13 protein-coding genes are annotated in these 16,223 nt (G+C 64.0%); 3 read left to right on the top strand and 10 right to left on the bottom strand.

Annotated elements, in window-relative coordinates; genetic code table 11:
- The first annotated feature begins 172 nt into the window (after positions 1–172).
- Genes FEV53_RS21400 through FEV53_RS03025 form a run of 3 tightly spaced genes read left to right on the top strand, consistent with a single transcriptional unit; the run spans position 173 to position 5,524 of the window.
- The gene (locus tag FEV53_RS21400) at positions 173–820 is read left to right on the top strand and encodes an ImuA family protein (RefSeq protein ID WP_142833351.1); all 648 of its coding nucleotides are present in this window, start codon (positions 173–175) and stop codon (positions 818–820) included.
- Positions 726–2,240, top strand: coding sequence for a Y-family DNA polymerase (locus FEV53_RS03030; RefSeq protein ID WP_142833350.1), 1,515 nt, complete (start codon positions 726–728; stop codon positions 2,238–2,240). The genes FEV53_RS21400 and FEV53_RS03030 overlap by 95 nt, the downstream gene beginning before the upstream one ends.
- On the top strand, positions 2,240–5,524 hold the full coding sequence (locus FEV53_RS03025) for an error-prone DNA polymerase (RefSeq protein ID WP_142833349.1): 3,285 nt from the start codon (positions 2,240–2,242) through the stop codon (positions 5,522–5,524). Before FEV53_RS03030 ends, FEV53_RS03025 begins: the two co-directional genes overlap by 1 nt.
- 6 nt (positions 5,525–5,530) lie before the next feature.
- Here the strand turns inward: FEV53_RS03025 and xylB are convergent, their stop codons facing one another.
- From xylB to cbiE, 10 genes are all read right to left on the bottom strand, one after another.
- Positions 5,531–6,991, bottom strand: a complete 1,461-nt coding sequence (xylB, locus tag FEV53_RS03020) for a xylulokinase (protein ID WP_142833348.1) — start codon at positions 6,989–6,991, stop codon at positions 5,531–5,533.
- Positions 6,992–7,063: 72 nt separating this feature from the next.
- A complete protein-coding gene (locus FEV53_RS03015; protein WP_246100716.1) occupies positions 7,064–7,708 on the bottom strand; it encodes a nucleoside triphosphate hydrolase in 645 nt (214 codons plus the stop codon).
- A complete protein-coding gene (locus FEV53_RS03010) occupies positions 7,705–8,376 on the bottom strand; it encodes a class II aldolase/adducin family protein (RefSeq protein ID WP_142833347.1) in 672 nt (223 codons plus the stop codon). Before FEV53_RS03010 ends, FEV53_RS03015 begins: the two co-directional genes overlap by 4 nt.
- Positions 8,373–10,445 (bottom strand): ATP-binding protein, encoded by a 2,073-nt coding sequence (locus FEV53_RS03005; protein WP_185962077.1) that lies wholly within the window; start codon positions 10,443–10,445, stop codon positions 8,373–8,375. The genes FEV53_RS03010 and FEV53_RS03005 overlap by 4 nt, the downstream gene beginning before the upstream one ends.
- A 106-nt stretch (positions 10,446–10,551) precedes the next feature.
- The gene (locus FEV53_RS03000; protein ID WP_142833345.1) at positions 10,552–11,427 is read right to left on the bottom strand and encodes an ABC transporter substrate-binding protein; all 876 of its coding nucleotides are present in this window, start codon (positions 11,425–11,427) and stop codon (positions 10,552–10,554) included.
- Between the two features lie 99 nt (positions 11,428–11,526).
- The gene (locus FEV53_RS02995; RefSeq protein ID WP_142833344.1) at positions 11,527–12,360 is read right to left on the bottom strand and encodes a 3-oxoadipate:acetyl-CoA acetyltransferase; all 834 of its coding nucleotides are present in this window, start codon (positions 12,358–12,360) and stop codon (positions 11,527–11,529) included.
- 74 nt (positions 12,361–12,434) lie between these two features.
- Complete coding sequence (locus tag FEV53_RS02990) at positions 12,435–13,742, bottom strand: cobyrinic acid a,c-diamide synthase CobB (protein ID WP_185962076.1); 1,308 nt, start codon at positions 13,740–13,742, stop codon at positions 12,435–12,437.
- 87 nt (positions 13,743–13,829) lie between these two features.
- Positions 13,830–14,624 carry a precorrin-4 C(11)-methyltransferase gene (gene cobM, locus FEV53_RS02985; RefSeq protein WP_142833343.1) on the bottom strand — a complete coding sequence of 265 codons (795 nt, stop codon included), beginning with the start codon at positions 14,622–14,624 and terminating at the stop codon, positions 13,830–13,832.
- On the bottom strand, positions 14,621–14,980 hold the full coding sequence (locus FEV53_RS02980) for a cobalamin biosynthesis protein (RefSeq protein ID WP_142833342.1): 360 nt from the start codon (positions 14,978–14,980) through the stop codon (positions 14,621–14,623). The genes cobM and FEV53_RS02980 overlap by 4 nt, the downstream gene beginning before the upstream one ends.
- Positions 14,977–16,167 (bottom strand): precorrin-6y C5,15-methyltransferase (decarboxylating) subunit CbiE, encoded by a 1,191-nt coding sequence (gene cbiE / locus FEV53_RS02975; RefSeq protein WP_142833341.1) that lies wholly within the window; start codon positions 16,165–16,167, stop codon positions 14,977–14,979. Before cbiE ends, FEV53_RS02980 begins: the two co-directional genes overlap by 4 nt.
- Positions 16,168–16,223 lie beyond the last annotated feature (56 nt).

Here is a 16,223-nt window from a genome sequence, read left to right as displayed (position 1 = left end):
TGCGCCTCGGGGGCGTCTTGCTGTTCGAGATGGGCCGCAGCGTGGTGCGATCAACCGAAAGCGGTTCGTTCCGTCGCGTAGCGTCGCCGCCGCTGCCGGATCGGGAATTGGGCTTGACGCTCTGCTGTGTCGGGAACAAAATAAGAACACAGAATCGCTGCCAGGATCGCCCATGTTGACCCATTCCAACACGGCGCCCCCGCTCCGGGGAGCGTCTTCGATAGAGCTGTTCCCAAAAGGTCCCGGTGACGGGGGCTGGATGGGATTCGTGCTGGGGGCCTTGTCCGGGGTGCGGGCAGGGCGTGTCCTGTGGGTACAGGACAGGCTCTCCGCGCTGGAGGGGGGCAGGCCGGGCTTTGTCACGGGGACGCTCAGGGTCATTCACGTGACCCTGTCTCATCCGCGCGACGCGCTGATTGCGGCGGAGGAGGGGCTGCGCTGTCGCAGTCTCGCAGCGGTGCTCGCGGAGATCCACGGGGACCCGCCGGTGCTGGATTTCACCGCGACCAAGCGGCTCGCCTTTCGGGCCGAGCGTTCGGGTACGCCGTGCTGGCTGATCCGCCATGGGGCACCGCGCCGCTCGAGCGCTATGCGCGAGCGGTGGCAGGTCGAATCGCTGCCCTCGCTGCCCCATCCCGACGATCCCAAAGCGCCCGGTCTCCCGCGCTGGCAGGCCGAGCTGTTCCGATCCCGCAGCCAGCGCCCCGGCATATGGGAGGTCAGCCGTGACCCGAAGGGTGGTTTGCGCTTTTCTGCCCCGCTTCGCGATCGAGAGATGGCAGATCCTGTCGCGGCGCCGGGGCGATCCGCCCTCGGATGAGGTGCCGGTCGTGCTGGCGACCGAGGGGCCGCACGGTCGCGTCGTCCACGCCGCCAATCGCACCGCGATGCTCGCGGGCGTGAGTGCGGGCGCCCGAGTGGTGGATATGCAGGCGTTCTGCCCGGGGCTCCGGGTGGAGTATGCCGACCTGCAAGGCGATGCGCTCGCGCTCGACCGGCTGGTGCTCTGGGCGCGGCGCTGGTGTCCCTGGACGGCGCGCGACGGAGCCGACGGGATCGTCATGGACAGCACTGGTTCGGACCACCTCTGGGGCGGCGAAGCGCCGATGCTGGCTGAGATCGAGGGACGTCTGGCCACGCTCGGCTTCACCGCGCGGCTGGCGGTCGCGCCCACATGGGGGGCGGCCTGGGCCTTGGCGCGGTTCGGGCCGGAGCGCGCGATTTGCGGCGATCCGCAGGAGCTCGCCCCCCTTCCCGTGGCTGCGCTCCGTCTCAACGGGGACACCCTGCGTCTGCTGGACAGGTTGGGGCTAAAGCGGGTGGGCGATCTGCTCGCCTTGCCACGCAACGCGCTCGCCCGCCGGTTCACCCGCACGCCTGCGGAGACGCACCCGCTGATTCGCCTCGATCAGGCCATGGGGCGCAGTGATGAGCCGATTTCCAGCCGGGAGGCCGAGGCTCCCTTGCGTGCGACCCTCAGCCTGCCGGAGCCGATCCTCGACCCGCGCAACCACCTCCCCGCGCTGGCCGCCGATCTGGCGGCGCAGCTCGCCGGGGCGGAGCGGGGCGCGCGGCAGCTCTGCCTGACCGTTTACCGCACCGATGGCGAAACCCGCCGGATCGGGGCCACCACCGCTCTGCCGGTGCGCGATCCCGTGCGGCTGGCGGAGCTGTTCACCGAGCGGGTGGAAGCGCTCGACCCGGGGTTCGGATTCGACCTGCTGAGCTTTGAGGCCACCCGGACCGAACACCTGTCGGGCCGCCAGACCAGCCTCACCGGCGAGGTTGAGGCGGAGGAGGATCTGGCGCAGATGATCGACCGGCTGACCATGCGGTTCGGCGCGGGGCGGATCTCGCAGCCCGCTCCGCGCGCCAGTCACATCCCCGAGCGCAGCCTGACCCGGATTGCGCCGCTGGCCCCCCCTCCCGACCCGCCCCCCGCGCTGCTGCGTCCCCTGCGTCTGCTGGACCCACCCGAGGAAGTGCGGGTGCTCTACGCCGTGCCGGACGGCCCGCCGCAACAGTTTCTCTGGCGGCGGCAGGTGTTGCGGGTCAGCCGCTACGAGGGACCTGAGCGGATCGCGCCGGAATGGTGGCAGGACCGTCCGGGCACGCGACTGCGCGATTATTTTCGCATCGAGGATGCGCGCGGGCGACGTTTCTGGATCTATCGCGAGGGGCTGCATGGCGATGGCCGGGGCGGGGATCCGCGCTGGTTCCTGCAAGGGTTCTTTGACTGATGCCCGACGCGCCTCCCTCCACCCCGCGCCCGCGTCTCAGCGGGGAATTTCCGGCCAACCCGCGCGCCCCTTATGTGGAGCTTGGCCTCGCCTCGGCGTTTTCCTTTCTGCGCGGGGCGTCGGAGGCGACGGAGCTCATCGCCACGGCCCACGCGCTGGGCTACGATGCGCTGGGGATTGCCGATCTGAACAGCCTCGCGGGGGTGGTGCGGTTCCACGCGGCGGCGACGAAGGCGCAGATCCGCCCGCTGATCGGCTGTCGGCTGGAGCTCGTCACGGGCGAGAGCTTTCTCGCCTATCCGCGCGACCGCGCCGCCTATGGCCGCCTGTCGCAGCTCCTGTCCAAGGGCAAGATGCAGACCCCCGATGGCGCGTGGCAGGATAAGGGCGCCTGTCAGATCACCCTCAACGACCTCGCCGCTCAGGACGACGGGCTGATGCTGGTGCTGATCCCCGATGGGCGGAGTGAGACCGCTCTGACGCGGCTCAGACGGCGTCTGCCGGGGCTGGGCCATGTGGCGGTGAGCTATCTCTATCGCGGCGATGACCGGGCGCGGATCAACCGGCTCGACCGGCTGGCGCGGACGGCGGGCTTGGGAATTCTGGCGACGAATGACGTGCTCTACCACGCCCCTGCGCGACGCCCGCTCCAAGACGTTCTGACCTGCATCCGCGAGGGCACCACGATCCATCAGGCCGGTTACCTGCTCTCCGCCAACGCTGAACGGCACCTGAAAAGCCCCGCCGAGATGTGTCGCCTCTTTGTCGACTGGCCCCATGCCATTGCCGCGACGCGCCAGATCGCCGATGCGTGCCGGTTTGCCCTGACCGATCTGTCCTACTATTACCCGCAGGAGACTGTGCCCGAGGGAGAGACGGCGCAGAGCCAGCTTGAACGGCTCACCTGGGCGGGCACGGCGGATCGTTATCCGGACGGTGTTCCGGCAAAGGTTCGCGACCAGATCACCAGAGAGCTGGTGATGATCGCCAAGAAGAAGATCCCCCAGTATTTCCTCACCATCCACGAAATCGTCACCTTTGCCCGGTCGCGCGGGATTCTCTGTCAGGGGCGCGGCTCTGCGGCCAATTCGGCGGTCTGCTATGTGCTGGGGATCACGGCTGTGGACCCGGCGCTGCATGACCTCTTGTTCGAGCGCTTTATCAGCGAAGAACGCGATGAGCCCCCCGATATCGATGTGGATTTTGAGCATGAGCGGCGCGAGGAGGTGATCCAGCACATCTATGACACCTATGGCCGCCACCGCGCCGGGCTCTGCGCCACCGTGATCCATTACCGCCCCCGCAGCGCCATCCGCGAGGTGGGCAAGGCCATGGGACTCAGCGACGACATCACCGGCGCGCTGGCGAAAACCGTCTGGGGCAGCTGGGGGCAGGATATGGGCGAGGCGCAGGCCGCGCAAGCGGGGCTGGATCTCAGCGATCCGGTGCTGTCGCGCACCGTGCGGCTGGCGCAGGAACTGATCGGCCTGCCCCGGCATCTGAGCCAGCATGTGGGCGGTTTCGTCCTGACCGACGGCCCCCTTACCGAGACTGTGCCTATCGGCAACGGCGCAATGGCGGATCGCAGTTTTATCGAATGGGACAAGGATGATCTCGACGCTCTGAACATCCTGAAAATCGATGTGCTGGCGCTGGGGATGCTGACCTGCATCCGCAAATGCTTCGACCTGATCCGGGTCCATGACGGTCGGGATTTTGAGCTTGCGACCATCCCGGACGAGGATGGCGCGGTCTATGACATGCTCTGCCGGGGCGACAGTATCGGCGTGTTTCAGGTGGAGAGCCGGGCGCAGATGAACATGCTGCCGCGTCTGAAACCGCGCTGTTTTTACGATCTGGTGATCGAAGTCGCCATCGTCCGTCCCGGCCCCATTCAGGGCGATATGGTTCACCCTTATCTGCGCCGCCGCAATGGCGAGGAGCCGGAGGAGTATCCGACCCCCGGCCCGGAGCATGACCCGGACGAGCTACGCAATATTCTGAAGCGGACCAAGGGTGTGCCGATCTTTCAGGAGCAGGCAATGAAGATCGCCATGGTGGCTGCCGAGTTTGACGCCGCCGAGGCTAATGAGCTGCGCAAGGCCATGGCGACCTTTCGCTCGCGCGGGACTATCGAGCAGCTTCAGGACAAGATGGTCGGGCGCATGGTCGGTCGCGGCTATGACCGGGAGTTCGCGGAGCGGTGCTTTAACCAGATCAAGGGGTTCGGCGAATATGGCTTCCCGGAGAGCCACGCGGCGAGCTTTGCTCTGCTGGTCTATGTGTCGTCCTGGCTGAAATGCCATTACCCGGCCCATTTCGCCGCCGCGCTGCTGAACTCCCAGCCCATGGGGTTCTACGCGCCCGCGCAGATCGTTCGGGATGCGCGGGAGCATGGGGTAAAGGTGCTGCACCCGGATGTGAGCTTCAGCGAGTGGGACAACACGCTGGTGCCCCATGGGCGAAGCCACGCGCTGCGGCTGGGATTGCGGCAGATCTCGGGGTTGGCCCAGGCGGCGGCGCTGAGGATCATGGCCGCGCGGGACCTGCCCTTTGCCGATGCGGAGGATCTGAAGAATCGTGCGCGGCTCGACCGGGGGACCTTGCAGACCCTGGCGGCGGCGGATGCGATGCAGTCACTGGGACTCGACCGCCGCGCCGCGCTCTGGGCGATCCGGGGGCTGAAGGACGCACCGGATCTGCCCCTGTTCCGCGAGACCCGCGACGAGGGCGCCGATCCGGTGGTCGCGCTGCCCGCCATGCCGGTCTCAGAACGGGTGGTGGCGGATTACCAGACCCTGCGCCTGTCGCTCAAAGCGCACCCGATGCGCTTTCTGCGGCGCTCCATGGATCGGCAGGGCTATGTGACGACGGCGGCGCTCACCCGCGCGCGGCAGGGACAGGCGGTGCGGCTGGCCGGGCTGGTGCTGATCCGCCAGCGTCCCGGCAGCGCCAAAGGCGTGTGCTTTGTCACGCTGGAAGACGAGACCGGCACCGCGAATCTGGTGGTTTGGCCCAAGGTCATGGCGCAGTTTCGCAAGATCGTGATGACCGCGCGGCTGATGGAGGTGCGGGGCCATGTGCAGCGTGACCCGCGCTCGGACGTGATCCATGTTGTGGCGCGGGAGTTGCGGGATCGCAGCGATGCGCTGGTCCGGCTGGCGGGGCAGGATTTCACCCCGCCGCTGTCACGCGCCGATGAGGTCACGCGGCCAGTCCCAGAGCCCACGCACCGCCACCCGCGCGACGTGCAGATCATCCCGAAATCACGGGATTTTCACTGAGCCGCCTCAGACCCCGAGTTGCGCCTGCCGCATCGGGGCATAGGCGGCGCGGAAGGCATGGTAGCTGTCGTCATAGGCTGCGACCAGATCCGCAACCGGCTCGATCACCTCTGCGATTTCAGGCGGACGGATGACGTCTTCGACGCTGCCCCCGCCGCTGGCAATCTGTCCCAGACGGGCGGCGCCCATGGCTGCGCCGAACTCGCCACCTTTGGGCAGCGCCAGAGGCGTGTTCAGCACCGTGGCGATGAGTTTCAGCCAGTAGCGCGAGCCCGTCCCCCCGCCGATCGCGGTGACCTGGTCAAAAGCGCAGCCCGTCGCCCGCAGCCCTTCGAACCCGTCGCGTAGCCCGAAGGCGACGCCTTCGAGCACCGCGCGGGTCATGTCGTCACGGTCGGTCGATGTGGCGATACCGGCAAAGCCGCCCCGCATTGCTGCGTCGTTATGGGGTGTCCGCTCGCCCGAGAGATAGGGCAGGAACCTCAGCGCTCCGGGGGCCGCGAGTGTCTCGCCCAGCGGGGACGTCAGCTCGGCAGGTTTGGCACCTGTGACCCGCGACAGCCAGTTCAGGCAGTCCGTCGCCGAGAGCATCACCGCCATCTGGTACCAGCGCGCGGGTACGGCATGGCAGAAGGTATGGATTGCCGTCTCCGGCGCGGGGCGGTAGCCGTCGCGCGCTGCGAGGATGACGCCGGAGGTGCCGAGCGATACGAATCCCTGCCCTTCTTCCAGAGCGCCGATCCCGCAGGCTGCTGCCGCATTGTCTCCGGCGCCCCCGGCTACGACCACGTCGCTCCCGAGGCCCCACCGCCGTGCAAGGTCAGCGCGCAGGACACCCGCGGGGGCACAGCCTTCGACAAGACGGGGCATCTGCGCGGCGCTCATGCCGCCCACTTTCAGCAGCTCTGCTGACCATTCCCGTGCGCCCACATCCAACCAGGATGTTCCGGCGGCGTCTGACATGTCGGTAACGCCCTCGCCGGTCAGGTACCGGTTCAGGAACGCTGCGGGGAGCAGGACCTGCGCCATGCGCGCGAAATTCTCGGGCTCATGAGTGACGACCCAGGCAAGCTTGGGCGCGGTGAAGCCCGGAAAAACAATATTTCCCGACAGCTCCCGCACGCGGGGTACAGCGTCGAGGTGGGCCGCTTCGGCATGAGAGCGCGTGTCGTTCCACAGGATGCAGGGCCGGATCACGGCGCCTTCGCTGTCCAGCAGAGTCGCCCCATGCATATGGCCAGCGACCCCGATCCCGCGCAGATCGGCAAATTCGGGGTGAGTTGCGCGCAGTGTTTCGATTGCCTGATCCAGCGCCAGGATCCAGTGACCCGGATCCTGTTCTGACCAGCCGGGATGCGGGGTGGCGACGGTATAGTGGGCCTCGGCGGACCCGATGGGTGCACCGTCCGCGCCAATCAGCAGAGCTCGCAGCCCCGACGTGCCAAGATCTATGCCGAGATACGTCATGCCGCGCCCTCCATTTGTCCTAGAGCCATGCTTGCCCCGGCGTGGACGCGGCCTCAAGCCATCAAGCGGAGATCAGCCATGATTCATGATGGTGAAATCAGCCGTCGTGGAGTTGTCGGCGACGTAGCGGGCATTCGGCAGGTCGTTTTCGTCGACCTTACGCCGGGCTTCCTCGGCGGGCAGATCGCTCCAGCGCTCCGTCAGTCGCGCCCGCAGGATGTCGAGAGGCACGTCCACAAAGACCGTCATATCGAACATCTCACGCAGGTCCGTCCACGGATCCTGTTCCAGCAGCAGATAGTTGCCTTCGACGAGGATCAGCCGGTGCTGGGGCAGGATCAGCCGGGCGCCCGCGCGGGCAATCTCGATGGAGCGGTCGAAGACCGGCACCGCAACACGCGACTCGTTATCGGCGCGCAGTCGCGCCAGAGTGGTCCGCAGCCCACCGACATCAAAGGTCTCTGGTGCGCCTTTCCGGGGTCGAAGTCCGTTCGGCTCCAGATAGAGATCATCGTAATGATAGCCATCCATAGGCAGAATCGCGGCGGCGCCGGGCGCGTTGGTCTCGATTTCCGCAAGCAAAGCTTCGACAAGGGTGGATTTTCCAGCGCCGGGACCACCGGCAAATGCAACGATCGTGCGGGTGTTTTTCTGCGCCAGCGGCACCAGTTTCTCCGCAAGAGTGCTACGATCAATCTGCGCGTGTCCGGTTGTCACCTGTCATTCCCCTTGGCTTCGAGGTCGTTCGGCGACAGCCCGTAGCCCAAGCGGCGGATTTGCTCAAGGACCCGATCAATCTCTTCCTCGGGCAGTAGGGGTGGTTCGCCAAGGGCGCAGGCCGCCAGATAGGTTTGCGCAAGGGTCTCCACCTCGACTGCGAGATTGAGAGCTGAACGCAGATCTTTGCCCAGTGCGATCTGTCCATGGTGTCCGAGCAGACAGGCTTTGCGGTCGGTTAGCGCGAGAAGCGCGGCATCTGACAGTTCTTGCGTGCCGAAAGTCGCATAGGGGGCGCAGCGGATGGAGGACCCTCCTGCCACGGCCACCATGTAGTGGAAGGGTGGGATCTCGCGCATCTGGCACGCCAGCGCCGTGGCATGGACCGAATGACAATGGACAATCGCGCAAATCTCGGGTCGATTCCGCAAGATATCAAGGTGGAACCGCCATTCAGATGATGGTTTGCCCCCTTGGAGTTGCCCTTCGAACCCCATCCACACGATATCGTCCGGGCGCATCAGCTCGTATGGCATCCCGGATGGCGTGATCAAAAACCCATCACCCTGTCGCAGGGAGACGTTCCCCGACGTTCCCTGATTGATCCCCATCCGCTTCATCGCGAGGCAGGTCTCAATAATGTCCTGCCGCATGTCGTTACTGTTCATATATTCTCGGCTTCTGGTAAAAGCGCTTTTGTGCGCTGTTGATCGCCAATGGCATTCTCTACGAAAGCCAGCAGATCTGCGTTATGGAAAGGTTTGTCCAGCCTCGGGAAATTCCCCATGGCGCGAATTTCGGAATCGATTTCGACAGGGAAATTTCCCGATATGAGAGCGAAGGGGGATGTATTTCCCCCTGATTTAAACAGTTTCAGGGCATCGAGTACCGTCTCGTGTTTTAGCACGACGTCAGAGAGGACGAGATCGAACCGTTCCTTGTGGAGCCCGGCGACACGCAGGGCGCTGACACTGCCGACAGACACCGTTATGTATCCGTGGCGCCGGAGAATAAGTTCCGTCATGTCCAGCAGGATTGGCTCATCTTCGATGATCAGGACCCTCTGACCAAAAATCGAATGGGCTAGCTGTCTGGGGCCGGTCTGCTGCTTGGATGATTTGGAAGTGTTGCTCCGGGCTGCGACGGGCAGACTGATGCTGGCTCTGGTACCCTTATCCACTTCGGACTCGATATCGAGATATCCGCCGCATTGCTCGACGAATGCCGTCACCATCGCGACACCCAACCCGGAACCCTCGTCGTAGGTTTTTGTGGTAAAGAAAGGCTCACGGACGCGGTCCATCATTTCCTTTGGAATGCCGTGACCATTGTCCTCAACGGAATAGCGCACAAACGGTTGACCGGAGCGATTCTCGTCCGTCACGAGGAGCCGAATTCGCGGGCGGTCTTTGTCTTTCACCGCATCCCGCGCGTTGATCAGCAGATTCATCAGGGCCGAATCGAGCAAGCCTATGTCCACATCGATCTGTGAGTCCGATTCGATATTCACTTCCAGTTCAACGGCTTTGCCTATCAGGGGTTCGGAAATCTCTTGAAGGTTGCTAAGCGGTTGCCTCGCGTCGATAATTCGATGGGTACGGTTTTTCCGCTGGGCGAAATTCAGCATCTGCCGCGATAGTGAAGCGCCGCGTTGAGCATAGTTCACGATATTCGCGAGCATCTCCATCGAGTCGTCGGGCAGGCCACCCCGATCAATCAGCAGTTCGGCATGGCCGACAATTCCTGTCAGCACATTGTTGAAATCATGCGCTACGCCGCTGGCCAACGTGCCAAGCGCAGACATTTTTTCGACGTGGATCGCGCTTTGCTGTTTGCGTTGCAGTTCGGTCTGGTCGCGGATGACATAAAGAAAGCCGCGATCACTGGGGGTTCCAAAGGACACAGTGCGCACTTCATAGAGCCGTTCGTTCGGACCGGGTACATTCTCGTGCAGGCCGGGCGTCAACAACGTTCGCCGGTCAAACACCGCATCGAGGCGCACCGGTGCCCCGGTGGAGCCTATGGCAGACATGAAAGCAGAATTATTGCGCACGACGTTCAGATCTTTGTCTGTCTGAACGAACATGTCTTTCATTTCTGGCATGGAAATTTCGACTACTTTTTGCTCCCATTCGAGCTGACGTGTCCGGCTCTTTAGCTCGTGGACCAACTGGTCGATTTCGTCGCAGGTTCGGTAGCGGTTGTCCGGATATCTCCTGAAATTCTCGATCTTTTCTCCGCGATACAGATGTTCCGAGAGATCGTGCAGGGGGCGAGCGATCATCTTCGACAGAAGAAACGCGATCAACAGCGCAGTGACGAAAACTCCAGCGACAAAGGGCATGATCTGCTCTAAAAGCTCGGAGGGGCTAGCGGCTGCGATTTTTTTTCCGTCGTAGCAGATTCGGAGCTGCCCAGACCCAAGGCGCTGATCTGAAAAAATAAAATCAGAAAAATCCCTCTCGAAAATCTCGCCACAGCGGGAAGAGTCGCCTTCGAAGACATCGCGTGGACCCGCCCCAAGCGAAACGAGTTCATCCTTGAAAGTGACGCTGACGACACCTTGCTGGGAATAAATGCTCTGCAGCAGGACTGACAAGCTCTCATTATTCACCTGCCAGGCAGCCCGGGCGAAACTGGGACCGATTGCATCGATGAAGGCGATGATCCGGCTTCGTTCGTCTTCACGGCGGCTCTCGGTTTCTTCAACAAATCCCCAGAGCGAAATCAGGGTCATTGTAATCAGAGTGACCACCAACACGACGCCGAAAATCTTACGCGCGAGAAGGGATCGCGTGCGGCTTCCTTCTGTATTGGAGGGGTCCCGCCTTCGTCTCATCCGGCTACTCAGTGAAAGATATCACGCGTAGGTCCTCCGCGTTTGGGTTTACGACGCCCGCGTTGGTCATGATTTCATTCAGCAGCCCGTCCTGTTGCAGGATCTTGATGCCCTGGTTGAGCGCTGCCAGAAACGCTTCTCCGTCAGGGTGTGTTTTTGATACCACGAAGTGACGGCCCTGACCAAACTTCATCTTCACGCCGGGAATGGGCAGGAAGGTTTCGCCGATGGCGATCTCTTCGAAGGACATGCCGGGTCCCGTCTGGAACGGTTGCATTACCACATCTGCCCGACCGCGAATGATCATCTGTACCAGACTCTCCCAGTTGTCCGCCGGAATTGCCGTCAGCCCGTTGCGCTCCAGAACCAAATTATCGATTTCCCAGTGCCGACCGACGGCATAGCGGAGATTTTTGAGGTCTTCGTCGTCTTCGGTCGCCAGAACTTCGGCGCGGGCGTCATGCGTATAGAGTCCGACATAGAAATCATCTGCGGACAGAATGGGATCGCTCAACCAGACATCGTCTCTATAGCGGCTGTCATCGCTGAATCCCGCGACACCATGGGTCAGCGTCGCGCCCTCTCGGATCTGTTGGATTGTGCGGGCGTGCGGCGTTTCTACATCGTAGGGTTCATAGACGACACGACAGTCGCACCCGCCCAGCACCGGTGCAATTTGAAGGATGAAGTGCTCGGCAACCATCCGATTGTCGGCAAAAGCGCCAAAGTCTTCGACCTCCAAAGGATCGCGGCCGTTCAGAAGACGTTCATAGTCGAGAAGATTCCCCCGATTCAGCTGGCTGCGAATGATCTTTAACTCGTCTGCGGTCGCGGAGAACGGGAGCAGGGCAAGCAAGGCGGCACAGATTAATCGGGACATGGTTCATCGGGTCCTATGTCGGGTTAGATTCACTATACTATCGCTATGCTAGAATTCCTCACGAATGGTTAAGCTTTGAATTATTTCAATCTGGGATGCTCAGCGGTCTCGCAAGCCGAGGATTTTTCGGGCATCAGTGGGGGTGGCCAACGGGCGTCCGGCTTGGGTGACGATCTCGACTGCGCGTTCGACCAGAGCGGCGTTCGACGGCGCCAGCCGGTCTCGGTCTAGCCGGATGTTGTCCTCCAGACCTGTCCGCAGATGACCACCCGCCTCAGCTGCCCATTTGTTCACTTCGGCCTGATGACGACCAACGCCTGCGGCGCACCAGGGGGCGTAGGGACCGAAGAGCTCATGCACGGTTTCCACATAAAAATCAAAGACGCGCTTGACCGCCGGCATCGCGTTTTTCACACCCATGACGAATTGCACATAGGGGGTCTCGGGGATCTCGCCGCGGTCGTGCATCAGCTTCGCGTGGTAGATGTGGCTCAGGTCGAAGGCCTCGATCTCGGGTTTGACATCATAGGTCCGCATCTCGTAGGCCAGCCATTCGATGAGCTGGGGGGAGTTCTCGTAGACCCGGGTGGGGAAGTTGTTGGAGCCAACCGACAGGGACGCCATATCGGGTCGCAAGGGCAGCATTCCGCCGCGCTCCAGCCCCGAGCCGGAGCGTCCGCCGGTGGAGAGCTGGATAATCATGCCGGGGCAATGGGCCTCTATGCCCTCTTTCAGTCGGGCGAATCGCTCGGCGTCAGAGGTCGGTTTGCCTTCGTCATCGCGGACGTGGCAGTGGGCAATGGCGGCCCCGGCCTCAAAGGCGGCGTGGGTCGATTCGATCTGCTCGGAGAGAGTGACCGGAACGGCGGGATTATCCGCCTTGGTCGGGACGGATCCGGTGATGGCGACGCAGATGATGGCGGGGTTTGACATGGGCTTTCTCCGCAGGCCGATAGTCGGCTGAAACCGGAGCGCTCATACTGTATTGTGGGGGACCGCGCCAGATCTCACGTCTCTGGCGCGATGAGATGGAAGAAAGTCCCCGTCACCGGCCCACGCACCGAGCCGGTCTCCGGCACCGGGTTGCCATCCGCGTCGAAGACATCTGCGAGCGGTGTGTCCGGTGCTTCTAGGATCGTTGAATAGTGGAACTCGTGACCTCGCAAAGCCGATCCGGGGGTCAGGCCGGGCAGGGGATGGCGGAGCACGGCGCGCCGGTAACCGAGGTGGAATTTTCGCTGTTCATAGCTGGTGACGAGGCCGAGGAGGCCCGCCATCTGGTGCGCGGTGCCGTCCTTGTCGATCAGTGTCTCCCCCAGCGCCATGTAACCTCCGCACTCTCCGTGAACCGGGCGCGTTTCCGCATGGCGGCGGAGTGCAGTGCGGTAGATCCCGGCGGCGGCGAGGCGACCTGCGTGGAGTTCGGGATAGCCGCCAGGCAACCAGACCAGATCGGCGTCGGGATCTGGGGCTTCGTCAGCCAGTGGCGAAAAGGGCAGGATCTCTGCTCCTGCCGCATGCCACGCGTCGAGCAGATGAGGATACGTAAAGGAGAACGCCTCATCCCGCGCCAGTGCGATCCGCTGAGCGGGCGGGTTCAGGGGCGGCGTGTTGGCGGGAGCGATCCCATGTGCCTTGGCGGCGGCGATGATCCGGTCGAGATCCACATGGGCGCTGAGGAATTCGGCATAGCCTTCGATCGCGGTTTCCAGATCCGGGTGCTCGACAGCCTGAACCAGACCTAGATGTCGTTCGGGCAGGGCGAGGTCGCCTTTGCGCGGCAGGACGCCCAGCACGTCGATGCCCGCGCGCTCCATGCCCAGTCGGGTCAGCCGTTCGTGACGGGGGGAGGCGACGCGGTTCAGGATGACGCCCGCAAAGGGCAGATCAGGCATGTAAGACGCAAAGCCGAGCGCGGTGGCTGCCGCCGATTGCGCCTGCCCGCCCACGTCGATGACAAGGATCACTGGCCAGCCATAGCGGCGGGCGATCTCTGCGGACGCGCCATGGCCCGTGCGGCCCTGAGTTGCGACCCCGTCAAAAAGGCCCATTGAGCCCTCGGCAATGCAGACATCCGCGTCATGTGCGTGGGCTGCGAGCGTGTCGAGCAGGTCGGGTGCCATCGTCCAGCTGTCGAGGTTGAAAGACGCCCGGCCGGAGGCGGCGCGGTGAAAGGCCGGGTCGATGTAATCGGGACCGGACTTGAACGGTTGCACCGTGAGGCCACGGTTGCGCAAGGCACGCAGGAGCCCGAGCATGACCGTGGTCTTGCCGGTCCCTGAGGCGGGCGCGGAGATCATCAGGCCGTTTGTCATCTGTGATATCGCCTTTGCGATGTGGGGCTCGTCTGGCCAATGGTGGATTTGGGTATTTTCCAACTCAAAGAGACGGTCAGGCGGTGTTCAGGCATTGTCATCGATCCAGTCAATCCACGGGCTGTCGGCGCTTTGGGGACGGTAGCGGCGGTCGTAATCGGGCGCGTAGAGGCGGCTTTGGGCAAAATCAGTGGCCCCGATGGCGTGCCCCACGAGGATGAGTGCCGTACGGGTGATGCCTTCGGGCAGCGCGGCTTCGACGGTGTTGAGGCGAGCGTGAATGACTTGTTCGTCAGGCCAGGTTGCGCGGTAGACCACCGCCACGGGGCAGTCGGCGCCGTAATGGGGGGTGAGGGCCTCGACGACGCTGGTGATGTTCTGGATTGACAGGTGGATCGCGAGGGTTGCGCCGGTGGCCGCGAAATTGGCGAGGGTTTCACCCTCGGGCATGGAGGAGGCGCGTCCGGGGGTGCGGGTCAGGATCACGGATTGTGCGACGCCGGGCAGGGTAAGCTCGGCGCCGAGGGTGGCGGCGGCGGCAGCGAAGGCGGGCACGCCGGGTGTCACCGTATAGGGGATCCCGAGCGCGTCGAGGCGGCGGAGCTGTTCGCCCATGGCGGACCAGACCGAGAGATCACCGGAATGCAGGCGGGCGACATCCTGACCCTGCGCGTGGGCGACTGAGATTTCTGCGACGATCTCGTCGAGATCGAGGGGCGCGGTGTTCACGATCCTGGCGTCTTCGGGGCAATGGGCGAGGATTTCCTTCGGGACCAGTGAGCCAGCATAGAGGCAGACGGGGCACTGTGCGATGAGATCGCGGCCGCGCAGGGTCAGGAGATCGGGGGCGCCGGGGCCCGCGCCGATGAAATGGACGGTCAAGGGGTAGCTCCTTCGGCTATGGCGCAGGTGGACTGACGGTCGGGGGCGATCTGTCTGGCGATGAGAAGGTGCGCGCCCGGCCCGGCGGCAGCCAGGGCCGACGCTTCGGCCACGGAGCCGGTCTCGCGGGCGGCCAGCGAGGCTGTGGAACGGGTGGGGGTGCTGCGAGGCAGGTCTTCGGGGGGCACTGGTATGATCGGAAGATTCAGGCGTCCGGCAAGTGTGACAAAGGCGGGGCTGGCGCATTTGTCGGCGATGCTGGCGAGCGCGTCGGGCGTGATGCCGGTGGCAGCCAGTGCGCTCGCGAGGCTTTGGACCGTGGCGCCACTGCGAAATCCGAAGCCCGCGACGATCACAGCCTGCCGCTCCATTGCAGGATTGGGCGTGCAGGCTGCCAGCCGGTGAAGCTGCCGAGCGGCGCGGGGCTGGACAAATCGATGCGCAGGAGGTCGCCGCCAAGCTCCGCATGGGTCCGGAGCAGTAGGGCTTCGGTTTCCAGTGTCACTGCGTTGGAGACGAGGCGTGCGCCGGGAGCGGTCTGGCGGAGGGTTGCCAGCAGGGTGGCATTCAGCCCTCCCCCGACGAAGATCGCGTCGGGGTCTGGCAAGCCCGCGAGGGCATCGGGCGCTTTGCCCTCAACGACAGAGATACGGTCCTGACCCAATGCCAGAGCGTTACGGTGGATACGGGCGGCGCGCTCGGGATGGCGCTCGATGGCAGTGGCGGTGAGGGTCGGATGCGACAGGAGCCACTCCAGCGCAACCGAGCCTGAGCCCGCCCCGATATCCCACAAGTGCTCGCCCGGACGCGGCGCGAGGGCGGCGAGGGTCAGGGCACGGACGGGGCGTTTGGTGATCTGTCCGTCATGCTGGAAGTTATCGGTCGGGCGCCCCGGTGCAAGGCTCAGCGCGGGGCCGTCGCCGATCTCCAAGGCTGCGACCAGCGGGTGGGCGAAGGGGCCTTCTGGCCGGTCTGACGCTGTGACACGGGTCAGGCGTTCGCGCGGGCCGCCGAGGGCCTCGCAGAGGATGAGCCTCGTGTCGCCAAAGCTTGTTTCGCAGAGAAAATCGCAAAGCTCCGGGACGGCGTCGCCATCGCGCAGGGTGACGATAAGCCGGGCGCCCCTGGCCAGATGCGGGCGGAGACGGGAGAGCGATGCGGCATGTAGGCCGAGGCATGTGGTCCGTTCCAACGGCCAGCCCAGCCGTGCTGCGGCGAGGGAAAAGCAGGACAGACCCGGGATCGCGTTCCATTCGGCGGGGTCGAGGTGGCGGGTCAGAACCGAACCAGCGCCGAACCAGAACGGATCTCCTGAGGCGAGGACCACGACGCGGCGCCCTCTGAGTTCCATCAGCTGTGGGATACCATCAGCAAATGGCACAGGCCATTCGCAGGTCTCTGCGCGGAGCGGGGCCAGCAGGGACAGGTGGCGCGGTGGGCCCATGACGATCTCGGCGGTCTCAAGAGCCGCGCGAGCACGCGCCGATAGCCCGTCCACGCCATCTTCGCCGATGCCCAGGATTGTCAGCCAGTGTGTCGTCATTGCTCGCCCTCGGACCCTTCGGGTTGGTGTCATGGCGGAGCCGCCGCCGCAAGTGG

The organism is Palleronia caenipelagi (assembly GCF_007004065.1).
Taxonomy (GTDB): Bacteria; Pseudomonadota; Alphaproteobacteria; order Rhodobacterales; family Rhodobacteraceae; genus Palleronia; species Palleronia caenipelagi.
Note: the sequence above shows the minus strand (reverse complement) of the source record. Positions and strands in the feature narration are given on the sequence as shown.